Source organism: Saccharopolyspora thermophila (assembly GCF_014646075.1).
Taxonomy (GTDB): Bacteria; Actinomycetota; Actinomycetes; order Mycobacteriales; family Pseudonocardiaceae; genus Saccharopolyspora; species Saccharopolyspora thermophila.
Map to the genome: position 1 here is coordinate 177,555 of NZ_BMMT01000005.1, position 13,783 is coordinate 191,337.

Genomic DNA, 13,783 nt, shown 5'->3' on the forward strand with positions numbered 1-13,783 from the left:
ACGCTAACAAGGCGACGCCGTGCTCACAAGCACGCACCCGAAGTGTCGGGAAGACCGTGATGTGGCAGCCTGATGACCGCGTCGGCCACCCCGGTTGAGCCCCCGGAACCGGGAGTGCGTACCCTCGTACAGTCCCCCGCTTCCTCCAGCGGGCATGTCGTTGTGTCGATGTTCCGGCGTCGTGCACCGCTTGGTGGCACCGATGGCCGCACGGCCTGCGACACTGCGGCTTGCGGAACAGGGACACCTTGACCGAACCGTGGCTCACCGTGGCCAGCGGTGCCTGTAGTAACCGGGAGATCCGACCGTGAGCAAGGGCAAGCGCACTTACCAGCCGAACAACCGCCGCCGTGCCAGGAAGCACGGGTTCCGGCTGCGCATGCGCACTCGGGCCGGCCGGGCCATCGTGGCCGCGCGCCGTCGCCGCGGGCGCGCGCGGCTGACTGCCTGATCGCGTTCCGGCCGTGCTTCCCGCGGCAGCCCGGCTGACCAGGAGCCAGGAGTTCCGCCTGGTGGTCCGTCGTGGTCGCCGGGCCGGGCGAGTCCGCCTCGTGGTCCACGCCCTTCGCCCGGACCAGGAGCGGGACTCCGGTTCGCAACGCACGGTGTTATTGGACGCCGAGGCTGACACGGCACCCACCCGGACCGAATCGATTCGGGTGGGTTTTGTCGTGAGCAAATCCGTGGGTACGGCTGTGGTGCGTCACCGGGTCACCCGCCGTCTCCGGCACCTGATGCGCGACCGCCTGCCCGCGCTGACCGCTGGCACACTGGTGGTGGTCCGCGCCCTGCCGCAGGCGGCCGACGCCTCCAGCCGGGAGCTCGGCGCGGATCTTGACGCGGCGCTGCGCAAGCTCCGCGTGGTCGACCCGGGTGGTCCGGCGACGGGTTCCAGGTGATGGCTCAGGACCAGCAGCACGACGAACGGCTCCGCGCGCCCGCTCGGCGCCCGAGCCCGCTTGCCTGGGTGCTGCTGGCTCCGGTGCACGTCTACCGCACGGTGATCTCCCCCTTGCTGCCCCCGACGTGCCGCTTCTACCCGAGCTGCAGCGCGTACGCGGTGGAGGCGCTGACCGTGCACGGCGCGTTCCGTGGCGGGTGGCTGACCCTGCGCCGCCTGCTGCGTTGCGGTCCCTGGCACCCTGGTGGCCTGGACCCGGTGCCTCCGCCCCGCGAGCGATCCGCTGGGGGCGCCCGCGTTCCCGACGACCCTGCCGAGGAGTAGCCCGCGTGCTGGACTTCATCTACTACCCGGTGTCGGCCATCCTGTGGTTCTGGCACAAGGTGTTCGGTTTCGTCTTCGATCCGGCGAGCGGCTACGCCTGGGCGTTGGCGGTCATCTTCCTCGTCTTCACGCTGCGGGCGCTGCTGTTCAAGCCGTTCGTGCACCAGGTGCGGTCGCTGAAGAAGATGCAGGAGGTCGCACCGCAGATCCGCGAGCTGCAGGCCAAGTACGGCGACGACCGCCAGAAGTTGGCCGCGGAGATGCAGAAACTCCAGCTGGAGCAGGGGTTCAATCCGCTCAGCGGCTGCCTGCCGGTGCTGGTGCAGGTCCCGGTGTTCATCGGTCTCTTCCACGTGTTGAACGGGTTCAAGCCGGGCGCGCCGTCGAACTACATCTTCAACGCCGACGAGGTCGCCTCGTTCGTCGCCGCCGACCTGTTCGGCGCGAAGCTGTCCAACACGATCAGCCAGTCCGCCGAGGTGCTCGCCAGCTTCGGCACCGACCGGACGTCCATGATGCTGGTCGGCGTCCCGCTGATGATCGCGGCCGCGATCGCCACCCACTTCACCGCGCGCCACTCGGTGCAGCGGCAGAGCGCGGAGGCGGCGCAGAACCCGCAGACCGCGGTCATGAACCGGATGACGCTGTGGTTGTTCCCGATGTTCGCCATCATCGGCGGCCCGTTCCTGCCGCTGGCCATCCTGATCTACTGGCTCGCCAACAACTTCTGGACGCTGGGGCAGCAACGGGTGGTGTACCGCAAGATCGACCGCGAGGAGGCTGCGCGCGCCGGCGCGCCCGCGATCATCGACTCCACCGCCGTGGAGGGCACCATCCGTCCCGCCGATCCGGCGGCCAAGGACCAACCCGGTGAGGTCCCCGGGGTGATCGAAGACCGTTCTCGCGACACGGACAAGCCGGGTGAGTCCCGGTGAGGTTCGGCGCGAACCCTGGAGAGGAGACACCCAGTGTCTGAAACCGTGCAGGAGCCGGCCGCCCCGGTCGAGTCGGCTGCCGAATCCGAGATGTCCAGCACGGAAGCCCTTTTGGTGCGGGAGGGCGACATCGCGGGCGACTATCTGGAGCGGCTGCTCGACCTGCTCGACTACGACGGCGACATCGATCTCGACGTCGAGGCGGGTCGCGCGGTAGTGAGCATCGACGGCGGTGACGACCTGGAGAAGCTGGTCGGCAATCGCGGTCAGGTCCTGGAGGCGCTGCAGGAGCTGACCCGCCTCGCGGTCCAGCAGGAGACCGGGGTGCGCAGCCGTCTGATGCTGGACGTCGCGGGCTGGCGTGCGAGCCGCCGCCGGGAGCTCACCGAGCTCGGCCGTGCCACGGCGGAGGACGTCCTGGCGAGCGGCAAGGAAGTGCGGCTGCGGCCGATGACCCCGTTCGAGCGGAAGATCATCCACGACGCCGTGGCGGCGATCGACGGGGTGCACAGCGAGAGTGAGGGCGAGGAGCCGAACCGCAAGGTCGTCGTCTTCAAGAGCTGACCCCTCCTCCGCGCTGCGATGCCCCCGCCGGTCCGCCCGGCGGGGGCATCGGTATTCCCGGGGTGTTTCACGTGAAACACCCCGGGAATACCGCGTCGCGGTGGAATGGCGCCCGTTGATCAGCTCGCCCCCTTTCGGCGGTGTTTCACGTGAAACGTGGGTTGATGCTCGACCGCGGAGAGCGATCCGGCAGGCTTGTGGTCAACACCTGGTTCCACGTGAAACATCGACACGAGGTGACTGCATTGACCGGAGGTGCGCCGGAGGCGGCGCGGGTCGTGTTCGGTGCGCGGCTGGAGTTGGCCGAGCGGTTCGCCGACCTGCTACGCGAGCACGGGATCGAGCGCGGGCTGATCGGTCCGCGGGAACTCGACCGGCTCTGGGAGAGACATCTGCTGAACTCTGCGGTTCTCGCGGAGTTGCTACCCCCGAACAGCCGGGTGTTGGACGTAGGCTCTGGGGCGGGGTTGCCGGGCATCCCGTTGGCGATCGCCCGCCCGGATCTCACCCTCACCCTGTTGGAGCCGATGGCTCGACGGGTGACGTGGTTGCAGGAAGTCATCACCGAACTGGCGCTCACCGTCGAGGTGGTGCGCGGACGTGCCGAGGAGGGCCCGGTGCGCGAACGACTGGCCGGTCAGGACATCGTGACCGCGCGCGCCGTGGCTCCGATGGAGCGGCTCGCGAAGTGGTGCCTCCCCCTGTTACGGCCGGGTGGCCGACTGCTCGCGATGAAGGGAGCGAGCGCGGCCGAGGAACTCGAACGGGATGCGGCGGCGATCAGCGCGGCCGGTGGTGGCCGCGGCGAGGTGGTGTCGTGCGGCGGCGGCGTGCTCGAGGTCCCGACGACCGTCGTCGTGGTGAAACGGGTCGCGGCGACCCGAAGTGCGGCCGGTCGGCGTCGTGACGGTGGGCGTCGAACGAGAAAGGATCGTGGACGGTGAATCCGGAGTCGAACGGAGCGGGTCGTGTTTCACGTGAAACAAGGGGGCGCGGGATGGGGGCCATGCGCTTCCCTGCGAGGCCCACGGACGGCGATTCGCCGATGAGCGGCTTCGACAAGGACGACATCGGCTGGACTCCGATCATGGAGGAGGCGCAGCGGGCCACCCGGGTGCTGCACCCGGAGATGCTGGAACTCCCCCGTCCCGCGCGTCGGCGGATCATCACGGTCGCCAACCAGAAGGGCGGCGTGGGCAAGACGACCAGCACGGTCAACCTCGCGGCCGGACTGGCGCTGCACGGGCTGAACGTCCTGGTGATCGATCTCGACCCGCAGGGCAACGCGAGCACTGCGCTCGGCGTCGAGCACCGCTCCGGCGTGCCATCGGTCTACGAGGTGCTGCTCGGCGAGATCAGCATCGCCGACGCCGCGGCGCGCAGCACGCAGTCCAAGAACCTGTGGTGCGTCCCGGCGACCATCGACCTGGCCGGTTCGGAGATCGAGCTGGTGACCATGGTGGCGCGGGAAGCCCGGCTGAAGGAGGCGCTGAACTCCGAGGCGGTGGAGCAGATCGCGCCCGACTACATCTTCATCGACTGCCCGCCGTCGCTCGGCCTGCTCACGGTGAACGCGCTGGTGGCCGCGCAGGAGGTGCTGATTCCGATCCAGTGCGAGTACTACGCGCTGGAGGGCCTCGGGCAGCTGCTCCGCAACATCGAGCTGGTGCAGTCGCACCTGAACCCTTCGCTGTGGGTCTCGACGATCCTGCTCACCATGTACGACGCCCGGACCAAGCTGGCGGACCAGGTGAGCGCCGAGGTACGGAGCCATTTCGGGGACCTGACGCTGCGGACCGTCATCCCCCGCAGCGTCAAGATCTCCGAGGCGCCGGGCTTCGGCCAGACGGTGCTGACCTACGACCCGGGCTCGCGCGGTTCGATGAGCTACCTGGACGCAGCTCGGGAGATCGCTGAACGGGGTGCCGAGAGGAAGACAGCATGACCGAGCGACGAGGTGGCCTGGGTCGCGGGATCGCCGCGCTGATCCCCAGCGGTCCCCCGGCGGGCGCCGACGGTGCCAGGCTGCGGGGGCCGGGGCTGCGCGGCCCGAGCTTCGGGAACTCGGAACCGGCTCCGGAGGTTTCACGTGAAACGGGCGGCTCCGTGGCGGGCGCGGTGTACCGCGAGATCCCCGTCGCCGCGATCAAGCCGAACCCGAAGCAGCCGCGCCAGGTGTTCGACGAGGCGGCGCTGCAGGAGCTGGCACACTCCATCCGCGAGTTCGGCCTCATGCAGCCGATCGTCGTGCGCGAGCTGGGCTCGGACGAGTTCGAGCTCATCATGGGCGAGCGTCGGTTGCGCGCCTCGAAGCAGGCGGGGCTGGAGCTGATCCCCGCGATCGTCCGCAGGACCCAGGACGACGAGATGCTCCGGGACGCGCTCCTGGAGAACATCCACCGGGTGCAGCTGAACCCGCTTGAGGAGGCGGCGGCCTACCAGCAGCTGCTCGACGAGTTCGGCGTGACGCACGACCAGTTGGCCGACCGGATCGGTCGGAGCCGCTCGGTCGTCACGAACACCATCCGCCTGCTGCGGTTGCCTCTGGAGGTGCAGCGTCGGGTGGCGGCCGGGGTGCTCTCGGCCGGGCATGCCCGCGCGCTGCTCGGTCTGGAGGACCCGGGGCAGCAGGAGGACCTCGCGAAGCGGATCGTCGCGGAGGGCATGTCGGTCCGCACCACCGAGGAGCAGGTGAAGCTGATCAAGTCGGAGGCGCCGGCGAAGAAGAAGGCGGCGCCGAAGAAGCCGATCCAGGCCCCCGGTTTCGACCGGCTCGCCGATCGGCTGTCGAACCACTTCGACACGACGGTGAAGGTGGAGCGGGGCCGTCGGAAGGGGCGGATCGTCGTCGAGTTCGGGTCGGTCGATGACCTGGAGCGGTTGGCGGAGTTGATCTTGGGTGAACAGGCCCGTGACATCCGCGATCAATGACACCAGGTCATTTCGTCACGGTGACGATGACGCTGCGTAACTGATCTGCACCAAGGAAACGGGGTCGGTCTCCTCGGAGGCCGACCCCGTGTTTCACGTGAAACCAGGGAATCAGCGGGCCCGTGAGATCGCCCGCTCCACGAGCGTCGCGAAGACCTCCCCCAGCGACCGCCCCGCCGCCTCGACCGCCATGGGCAGGAGCGAGGTCTCGGTCAGCCCTGGCGACACGTTGACTTCCAGGAAGTGCGGCGTGCCGTGCCGGTCGACGATCGCGTCGGTCCGGGAGACGTCGCGCAACCCGAGGAGCCGGTGCGCCGCGATCGCCAGCTCGCCGGCCGCGGCGGCGGCCTCCGGCGAGAGCTCGGCCGGGGTGCGGTAGCTGGTGAGCCCTGCCGTGTAGCGGGCCGTGTAGTCGTAGACGCCGTCCGCCGGCTCGATCTGCACCGCGGGCAGCGCCTCCGGTCCGTCCGGTCCGTCGATGACGGTGATCGCCACCTCGGTCCCCTCGACGAACTGCTCGACGAGCACCGCGTCGCCGTAGGACAGCGCGCCCACCATCGCCGACGGGAGCTCGGCGGCGTCGCGGACCACGTGCGCCCCCAGCGCCGACCCGCCCTGGTCCGGCTTGAGCATCAGCGGCAACCCCAGCTTCGACACGAGCGCGTCCAGCACCGCCTGGGCGCCGAGCTCCCGGAACGTCGCGTGCGGCAGGGCAACCCAGTCGGGAGTCGCGAGTCCGGCGCGGGCCAGCTCCGCCTTGGCGGTCGGCTTGTCCCACGCGCGACGGCACGCGTGCGGGCTGGTGCCGACGTACGGGACGTTGAGCATCTCCAGCACGGCCTGCACCGCACCGTTCTCCCCCTCGCCGCCGTGCAGGGCGACCACCACCGCGTCCGGCCGCTCCTGCTCGATCCGGGACAGCAGCCGGGCGTCGGCGTCCCACTCCGCCACGGTCATCCCGACCGAGCGCAGCGCGGCGGACAGCCTGCGGCCGGAGCGCAACGAAACCTCGCGCTCGTGCGAAAGCCCACCCGCGAGCACGGCAACCCAGCGATCAGACACTCTTGGCACACCCCTGAAAACTAGTTAGTCCACTGCGCTCCGGCGGATCGGTGCGCAGTGGACTGCACGGTGATTCGGCGAAAGAACTCTACGCGGTGTCCGGGGACGGGGCCTGGGGGCCGGGCACGCTGCGCTGCGGCACGGTACCGAAGGTGCGCACCAGTTCCATCTCCTCGGTCAGCGTGTTGGCCAGCCTCCGCACGCCTTCGCGAATCCGCTCCGGCGTCGGGTAGCAGTACGACAACCGCATCTGCCGACTGCCAAAACCGTCGCGGTAGAACCCGGTGCCGGACACGTAGGCCACCCGCTGGGTCACCGCGCGCGGCAGCATCGCCTTGGTGTCCACGCCCTCCGGCACGGTCAGCCAGACGAAGAAGCCGCCGTTCGGTCGCGTCCAGGTGCATCCCGGCGGCATGTACTGCTCCAGCGCGCCGAGCATCGCGTCGCGGCGCTCCCGGTACTGTTCCTGGAAGATCTTGATCTGACCCTGCCAGTCGTGCGTGCTCAGGTAGCGCGACACGATCATCTGGTTCAGCGTGGGCGGGCAGAGCGTGGCCGACTCGGCGGTCAGCACCAGCTTCTCCCGGACCGCGTGCGGCGCGAGCACCCAGCCGACCCGCAGGCCCGAGGCGAACGTCTTGGAGAACGAGCCGAGGTAGACCACGTTCTCGGCGTCCATGCTGCGCAGCGCCGGGTACGGCTTGCCGTCGAAGCCCAGCAGGCCGTACGGGTTGTCCTCCACCACGAGGATGCCGTGCTGCGCGCAGATCTGGAGGATCTCCGCGCGCCGCGGCACGGCCAGCGTGATGCCGCCCGGGTTGTGGAAGTTCGGGATGGTGTAGAGGAACTTGATCCGCTTGCCCTGGGCGGTGACGTCCGCGATGGCCTGGCGCAACGCGGCCGGCTGCAGACCCTCCTCGTCCATCGCGACGTGCACGACCTCGGCCTGGTAGGCGGCGAAGGACCCCAGCGCGCCGACGTAGGACGGGCCCTCGGCGAGGATGACGTCACCGGGGTCGCAGAAGATCCGGGTGACCATGTCCAGGGCCATCTGCGAGCCCGCGGTCACCATCACGTCATCCGGGTGGGCCGAGATCCCCTCCAGCGCCATGACCTCACAGATCTGCTCGCGCAGCTCCGGCACGCCGTGCGCGGAGCCGTACTGCAGCGCGACCTGCCCGTCCTCGGACACCAGCCGCGCGACCTCGGCGGCCAGCGAGTCCAGCGGGAGCGCGGCCAGGTTCGGCATGCCGCCGGCCAGCGAGACCACCTCGGGGCGGCTGGCGACGGCGAAGAGAGCTCGGATCTCGGAGGCGGTCATCCCTGCGGTCCGCTCGGCGTAGTGCGCCCGGTACGCGTCGAGGTTGCGTGCGGGCGTTTCGGGCGGGCTGGGCTGTTCCGGCGTGGCCGGCTGGCTTCCGTGATCCGACATGTCGCGCTCCGGTTTCGGTTGTGCGCTCTGCTCGTCCGCCAGGGACGATCGGGCGATTCTACAAGGACTATCGTCGGCGCCCACCCCACGTGTAACGAGCGCCTCGCACACGTGCTGGATTCGGTTCGCGCGGCGACGCGGGTGGCGGGTGAGGGCGAAGCGGCCGGCGCCGCTGGCGAAACGCCTTCGGGCCTCACCTCTTCGGGGCGCTGACGCTGCCCCGCAGCGCTTCCACCGGCCGTGCGGCTTATCCTGACCACGTTCCCGCCTGTCCGTGTGCGGGTTCGGCGCGGGTTTTCCAGGAGGTCAGGTGTCGCGACGCGTCGTCGGCGTCACGCTGGACAACCTCGACCACCTGCCCCAGCGGTGTCGCCGGTGCGTTTTCTGGGAGCTGGCGCCGCACGTCCGGGAGCAGGCCGAGGAGTTCGGCGAGACCGAACTGGAGAAGGAAGCCTGGGTCTCCAGCGTGCTGCTGGAGTGGGGCTCGTGTGGCCGCATCATCTACGTGGACAACGTCCCGGCGGGCTACGCGATGTACGCGCCCCCGGCGGCCGTCCCCCGCGCCGCGGCGTTCCCGACCGCCCCGGTCAGCGCGGACGCGGTGCTGCTGACGGCGCTGCGGGTGATGCCGGAGTTCGAGCACGGCGGCCTCGGCCGCGTGCTGGTCCAGAACGTCGCGAAGGACCTGACCCGGCGCGGGGTCAAGGCGGTGGAGGCGTTCGGCGACCTGGCGGGCAGCAGCGAGAGCTGCGTCATCCCGGCGGGCTTCCTGCAGCAGGTCGGGTTCAAGACGGTGCGGCAGCACCCGAAGTGGCCACGGATGCGCCTGGAGCTGCGCACGGCCATCTCCTGGAAGGAAGACGTCGAGGCGGCCCTGGAGCGGCTGCTGAGCTCGGTGACGATCAAGACGGCGGAACCCGCCATCGGCCGCGCGTAGCGGCGATGCGGGCGGCCCCGCATCGCCACCTCTGGTGGGGGCTCCGGGGCGCCACGTCGACACATCGTCGGCCGCCCCGGGTTTGCGCACTCCGGGAGTCCGCCGGTGGGAACCGCTCAGGCGCCCTCGGCGCGGGCGAGTTCGTGGCGGAGCAGGTCGTCGAAGGTGAAGGTGCCGGTGGGCTGGTCGTCCTTGCCGAGCAGGTACAGCCGTTTCACCGCGACCAGCAGGCCCTCCGCGACGACATCCCGGAACGCCGGGTCCAGCAGCCGGGCCCGGTCCCGGTCGTTGGTCAGGTAGCCGATCTCCATCCGGACCGCGGGCATCCGGGTCAGCCGCAGCACGTCCCACGTCTTGGGGTGGATGTGGCAGTCCTTCAGACCCGTGCGGGCCACGATCTCGCGCTGCAGGAGGCCCGCCAGCGCCTCCCCCACGGTCGACGTGGTGCCGTTGCCGGTGCCGAAGTGGAAGCTCGCCACGCCCTCGGCCAGCGGCGACGGGTTGGCGTCGATGTGCAGCGACAGGAACATGTCCGCACCGGCCTCGTTGGCGAACGCGGCGCGGTCGGCGTCCGGCGGGCACGCGTTGGGCCCACGGGTGATCAGGGCCTCCATCCCGGTGGCCACCATCCGGCCCTCCAACCGGCGGGCCAGGTCCCAGGTCAGATCGGCCTCGGACACGTCACCGATGCAGGCCCCGCGGTCCGCGCCGCCGTGTCCTGGATCGATCACGATGCGCTTGCCGCGCAGCCGCGGCCCCGCGCGGCGCACCTTCTCCTGCTCGCGCAGGAACACCGGGCGGCCGCCGCGCACCTTCGGCGCGAGCTGCCTGAGCGCCCGCAGCGTGCCGGGGCCGCAGATGCCGTCGGGGTTGAGGCCGTAGTCGCGCTGGAAGCTGCGCAGCGCCTGCTCGGTCTCCCGGCCGAAGATGCCGTCCGGGCGGCCCGCGTCGTAGCCCAGCTCCAGCAGCCGCTCCTGCAGCGCGAAGACGTCGTCGCCGCTGATCGGTTTGGACACCAGGTAGGCCAGCGAGCGGTCGCCGAGCCGCCACCGCGCGTCGGTCAGCGCCCGGTAGGTCGCCGGACCCACCACGCCGTCCGTGATCAGCCCGCGTTGTTGCTGGAAGACCCGAACCGCCTGTTCCACCGCTTCGTCGAAGACCGCCGGGCCGGTCCGGCCGTTGGCCGGAAGCAGACCCAGCGCAGCAAGAGTGTTCCTGATCTCGGCAACGGCCGGACCGTCGTCACCGCGGTGGAGCAGCTGCATGCACTCCTCGCTCGATTCAGGCGCCGGTTCGACACCGACGCGAAGGATGGTCGGGGGAGCCCCGGTTTTCCCTTTCTGCGTGCCGGGTCCGCACCGGACCCGTCGGGTCATTGTGCCTTGTGTACCGGGACCCGGCGCTGCGGCCCACGGTCTGGCGGTGCGGACGTGCGACGACGGTCCGTGCGTGGACGATCTCCACGGGTGCGCAAAAACACGGTCCCGCCGTCACTGTTCTGTCGACTGGACGGCGGGACCGCGTTCTCAGGTTGCTTCAGTGGGTGCCCGAGGTCACAGGTACTCGGACAGGTCGGACAGCAGGGCCGCCTTCGGCTTGGCGCCGACGATCTGCTTGACCGGCTGGCCCTTGTCGAACAGCAGCATGGTCGGCACCGACATCACCTGGTAGTCGCGCTGCAGGCTGGGGTTCTTGTCGATGTCCAGCTTGGCGATGGTGATCTTGTCCTTGTGCTCGGCGGCGATCTCCTCCAGCACCGGGGCGACCATCTTGCACGGGCCGCACCAGGTGGCCCAGAAGTCCACCAGGACCGGCTTGTCGCTCTCCAGAACCTTGCTCTGGAACGTGTCAGCGTCCACGACCACCGTGTGGGTGTCGGCCATTTTCTCTCCCTTTGGTTGCTGCTGGTTGGCGGGGTCAGTGCGCGGAGCCGGGCCCGTAGCCGCCGCCGACGAGCTCGGTGGCGACCTCGGCGGTCGGGGCGTCGTGCTCGGCGAGCCAGCGCTCGGCGTCGATGGCCGCGGCGCAGCCGGAGCCGGCGGCGGTGATCGCCTGCCGGTAGGTGTGGTCCACCAGGTCGCCCGCGGCGAACACGCCCGGGATCCCGGTGTGCGTGGTGGGCTGCTGGACCTGCACGTAGCCCTCGGCGTCGACGGTGACCTGGTCGCGCACCAGCTGGCTGCGCGGGTCGTGGCCGATGGCGACGAACATGCCGGTCACCTCGAGGTCGGAGGTCTCGCCGGTGACCGTGTCGCGCAGCTTCAGGCCGCTGACGCTGGTGTCCCCGACGACCTCGGTGACGACCTTGTTGGTCAGCCACTTGATCTTCTCGTTGGCCCGGGCGCGCTCCAGCATGATCTTGGAGGCGCGGAACTCCTCGCGGCGGTGGATGATCGTCACCGACCGGGCGAACCGGGTCAGGAAGGTCGCCTCCTCCATGGCGGAGTCACCGCCGCCGACGACCGCGATGTCCTGGTCGCGGAAGAAGAAGCCGTCGCAGGTCGCGCAGGCGGACACGCCGCGGCCCAGCAGCCGCTCCTCACCGGGCACCCCCAGGTAGCGGGCGGCGGCGCCCATCGCCAGGATGACGGCCTTGGCGTGGTACTCCACGCCGTTGGCGAGCACCGTCTTGACCTCGCCGGTCAGGTCGAGCCGCTCGACGTCCTCGGCGCGCAGCTCCGCGCCGAAGCGCTCGGCCTGGGCGCGCATCTGCTCCATCAGGTCCGGGCCCATGATCCCGTCCCGGAAGCCCGGGTAGTTCTCCACCTCGGTGGTGGTCATCAGCGCGCCACCGAACTGGGTTCCCTCGAAGACCAGTGGTTCGAGCTCTGCCCGGGCGGCGTACACCGCTGCGGTGTACCCGGCTGGACCGGAGCCCACGATGATCACGTTGCGGACGTCGCCAGTCACCGCGCCCCTTCCGTCGTAGCGTCCCCGCCGCGCTCGGCGCGCGACCGTACTCGGTAGAACGCGATCCTATTCGGCTCTGTTCCCGATCACGGGCGCGCGTGCCCCATGGCACAGTGCGCCGGCTCCCGTCCTGCGGGACGGGAGCCGGGCGAACGGCCCGGCGGCTGGTCAGCCGCCGAAGGTGGAGTCCGAGATGGTCGCCGGGTTGCCTGGTCCGCAGTCGGGGCCGACCGCCAGCAGCCGGAACTGGCCGAGCCCGCCGGTGGGCAGGATCAGCAGCTGCGCCAACCGGCCGTTGAGCGTGATCTCCCGCGCCCCGAGCGGTGTGCCGCTGCTGACGCCGTTGGCCTGCAGGCAGCCGATGAGCTGCTGCGGGTCCGTCAGCGCGCTGACGTACTGCTCGGAGCCCATGACCTCCGAGAACTGCTGCCCGTTGAGGGTCACCCGGTCGCCCTGCAGCGCCAGCGGCCCCCGGCCGGGTGCCGTGGTGGCGTTCGGCTGCGCCAGGTCGCTGCTGGTCTGCGTACTCGGCAGCACCGAGAACACCACGGCGGCCGCCGCGGCCGCTGCCCCCACCAGGCCGGCGCCGAGGGTGAACCTGCGTCTGCGGCGCCGCTTGGCCGCGGCGAAGTCGACGATCTCCGCGCCGGGCTGGTCGGCCGGCGCCGTCGCGGGCGCGCTGCCCTGCTGCTCGGCCCAGGCCCGGACCTCGTCCTCCAGCGCTGCTTCGATACGGGCCGACACGTCATCCGGGATGCTCAACGGCGGCAGCGCAGCGAGGTCGGCGCCGGTGGCGTCCAGCGCCGCCAGGATCTCCCTGGCCTCCGGGTCGTCCTGGACCTGGACTCGCAGTTCGTCAGCGGTCTGCTGGTCCAAGACCCCCGCGTGGAGATCGGCCAGTAGGTCCAGGGACCACGGTGGCCCCTGCGGCGCCCCCGAGCGCCGTTGTTCACCACTCATCGTCCCTCCCGTCGACGCGTGGCCATCGCGTCATCTGGGACGTTCGCATCTGCACTGGGGTTCCGCAGGTGTCCCAGAAGTTTTGCGAGTTTGACCCGGCCGCGTGCACACCGGCTCTTGACCGTTCCCTCGGCCACGCCGAGCATCGACGCGGTCTCTGCCACGGAGTATCCCTCCACATCGACCAGCACGATCGCGGCACGTTGATCTTCGGGCAGTTCGGCCAGCGCCTCCTGCACCGCCATCCGCGTGTCCTGCTCCTCGATGGCGTCACGGGGTACCGCTGGTTCGGTGGGTCCGGTTTCGGGGAGCGGGACCGTCGGTCGGGCCTGGCGGCGGCGGATCCGGTCCAGGCAGGCGTTCACCACGATGCGGTGCAGCCACGTGGTGACCTGGGATTCGGCGCGGAACGACGAAGCGTTGCGGAAGGCCGAGATCATCGCGTCCTGAAGCGCGTCGGCGGCTTCTTCGTGGTCGCGCATGGTTCGTAGCGCCACCGCCCACAGCCGATCCCGATGTCGGCGGAAGAGCTCGGAGAACGCATGCGGATCTCCGTTGGTATGCGCCGCGATGAGGTCGGCGTCCGAGCTGACGGGGACAGACACGTCTCAGCACTTTACTGATGGTGAGAAGAGGCACAGTCGCCACACTGACGAGTGGTGCATCAGCCGTGTGCTCGGAGCTGTCTTCGCCCCCCGTTCTCCGCAGCGGGTCACCCAGCGAAACCCACCTGGACTGCGCTGATCCCCGACTCGGGGAAGCCCGCGGCGTCGGGCTGTCCGTCGACGTCCGAACCCGCGGGTGGTCTGGCCACGTGGCCATGCCGC

The 13,783-nt window shown here is 70.2% G+C and carries 16 protein-coding genes; 9 read left to right on the plus strand and 7 right to left on the minus strand.

The annotated features are described in order from the left end of the window. Positions 1-307 precede the first annotated feature (307 nt). The 8 genes from rpmH (at position 308) to IEY17_RS10015 (ending at position 5,655) form a co-directional block, all read left to right on the plus strand. Positions 308-451, plus strand: coding sequence for a 50S ribosomal protein L34 (gene rpmH, locus IEY17_RS09980; RefSeq protein WP_081722460.1), 144 nt, complete (start codon positions 308-310; stop codon positions 449-451). Between the two features lie 13 nt (positions 452-464). After that, positions 465-899: a ribonuclease P protein component gene (rnpA, locus tag IEY17_RS09985; protein WP_188987027.1), complete on the plus strand. Its 435-nt coding sequence runs from the start codon at positions 465-467 to the stop codon at positions 897-899. Beyond that, entirely contained in the window at positions 899-1,225 is a 327-nt protein-coding gene (gene yidD / locus IEY17_RS09990) for a membrane protein insertion efficiency factor YidD (RefSeq protein WP_188987028.1), read from the plus strand. The genes rnpA and yidD overlap by 1 nt, the downstream gene beginning before the upstream one ends. A gap of 5 nt (positions 1,226-1,230) precedes the next feature. Continuing rightward, a complete protein-coding gene (gene yidC / locus IEY17_RS09995; protein WP_188987029.1) occupies positions 1,231-2,160 on the plus strand; it encodes a membrane protein insertase YidC in 930 nt (309 codons plus the stop codon). A gap of 33 nt (positions 2,161-2,193) precedes the next feature. Then, on the plus strand, positions 2,194-2,724 hold the full coding sequence (locus IEY17_RS10000) for a Jag family protein (RefSeq protein ID WP_373289863.1): 531 nt from the start codon (positions 2,194-2,196) through the stop codon (positions 2,722-2,724). Positions 2,725-2,969: 245 nt separating this feature from the next. Next, entirely contained in the window at positions 2,970-3,668 is a 699-nt protein-coding gene (rsmG, locus tag IEY17_RS10005; protein ID WP_188987030.1) for a 16S rRNA (guanine(527)-N(7))-methyltransferase RsmG, read from the plus strand. A 101-nt stretch (positions 3,669-3,769) separates the two neighbouring features. Further along, entirely contained in the window at positions 3,770-4,669 is a 900-nt protein-coding gene (locus IEY17_RS10010) for a ParA family protein (protein ID WP_229679994.1), read from the plus strand. Next, entirely contained in the window at positions 4,666-5,655 is a 990-nt protein-coding gene (locus IEY17_RS10015) for a ParB/RepB/Spo0J family partition protein (RefSeq protein ID WP_188987031.1), read from the plus strand. Before IEY17_RS10010 ends, IEY17_RS10015 begins: the two co-directional genes overlap by 4 nt. A 111-nt stretch (positions 5,656-5,766) precedes the next feature. Here the strand turns inward: IEY17_RS10015 and IEY17_RS10020 are convergent, their stop codons facing one another. Next, complete coding sequence (locus tag IEY17_RS10020; protein ID WP_188987032.1) at positions 5,767-6,717, minus strand: D-alanine--D-alanine ligase family protein; 951 nt, start codon at positions 6,715-6,717, stop codon at positions 5,767-5,769. A gap of 88 nt (positions 6,718-6,805) precedes the next feature. Continuing rightward, the gene (locus tag IEY17_RS10025; protein WP_188987033.1) at positions 6,806-8,149 is read right to left on the minus strand and encodes an aminotransferase-like domain-containing protein; all 1,344 of its coding nucleotides are present in this window, start codon (positions 8,147-8,149) and stop codon (positions 6,806-6,808) included. Positions 8,150-8,459: 310 nt separating this feature from the next. Between IEY17_RS10025 and IEY17_RS10030 the strand changes: the two genes are divergently transcribed. Then, positions 8,460-9,086, plus strand: a complete 627-nt coding sequence (locus tag IEY17_RS10030) for a GNAT family N-acetyltransferase (protein WP_188987034.1) — start codon at positions 8,460-8,462, stop codon at positions 9,084-9,086. A 116-nt stretch (positions 9,087-9,202) separates the two neighbouring features. Here IEY17_RS10030 and IEY17_RS10035 read toward each other — a convergent pair whose 3' ends face one another. From IEY17_RS10035 to sigM, 5 genes are all read right to left on the minus strand, one after another. Further along, positions 9,203-10,351 carry an N-acetylmuramoyl-L-alanine amidase gene (locus IEY17_RS10035; protein WP_188987035.1) on the minus strand — a complete coding sequence of 383 codons (1,149 nt, stop codon included), beginning with the start codon at positions 10,349-10,351 and terminating at the stop codon, positions 9,203-9,205. Positions 10,352-10,639: 288 nt separating this feature from the next. Then, on the minus strand, positions 10,640-10,969 hold the full coding sequence (gene trxA / locus IEY17_RS10040) for a thioredoxin (RefSeq protein ID WP_188987036.1): 330 nt from the start codon (positions 10,967-10,969) through the stop codon (positions 10,640-10,642). Positions 10,970-11,003: 34 nt separating this feature from the next. Continuing rightward, positions 11,004-11,996 (minus strand): thioredoxin-disulfide reductase, encoded by a 993-nt coding sequence (gene trxB / locus IEY17_RS10045; RefSeq protein ID WP_188987037.1) that lies wholly within the window; start codon positions 11,994-11,996, stop codon positions 11,004-11,006. A gap of 168 nt (positions 11,997-12,164) precedes the next feature. After that, complete coding sequence (locus IEY17_RS10050; RefSeq protein WP_188987038.1) at positions 12,165-12,956, minus strand: anti-sigma factor; 792 nt, start codon at positions 12,954-12,956, stop codon at positions 12,165-12,167. After that, a complete protein-coding gene (gene sigM / locus IEY17_RS10055) occupies positions 12,953-13,561 on the minus strand; it encodes an RNA polymerase sigma factor SigM (RefSeq protein WP_188987039.1) in 609 nt (202 codons plus the stop codon). Before sigM ends, IEY17_RS10050 begins: the two co-directional genes overlap by 4 nt. Positions 13,562-13,783 lie beyond the last annotated feature (222 nt).

What these genes read in the sequence shown, in the direction of transcription:
- IEY17_RS10050 (WP_188987038.1), bottom strand. Translation starts at nt 12,956, where the DNA reads ATGAGTGGTGAACAACGGCGCTCGGGGGCGCCGCAGGGGCCACCGTGG.
- IEY17_RS10025 (WP_188987033.1), bottom strand. Translation starts at nt 8,149, where the DNA reads ATGTCGGATCACGGAAGCCAGCCGGCCACGCCGGAACAGCCCAGCCCG.
- IEY17_RS10010 (WP_229679994.1), top strand. Translation starts at nt 3,770, where the DNA reads ATGAGCGGCTTCGACAAGGACGACATCGGCTGGACTCCGATCATGGAG.
- trxA (WP_188987036.1), bottom strand. Translation starts at nt 10,969, where the DNA reads ATGGCCGACACCCACACGGTGGTCGTGGACGCTGACACGTTCCAGAGC.
- IEY17_RS10035 (WP_188987035.1), bottom strand. Translation starts at nt 10,351, where the DNA reads ATGCAGCTGCTCCACCGCGGTGACGACGGTCCGGCCGTTGCCGAGATC.
- yidD (WP_188987028.1), top strand. Translation starts at nt 899, where the DNA reads ATGGCTCAGGACCAGCAGCACGACGAACGGCTCCGCGCGCCCGCTCGG.
- IEY17_RS10015 (WP_188987031.1), top strand. Translation starts at nt 4,666, where the DNA reads ATGACCGAGCGACGAGGTGGCCTGGGTCGCGGGATCGCCGCGCTGATC.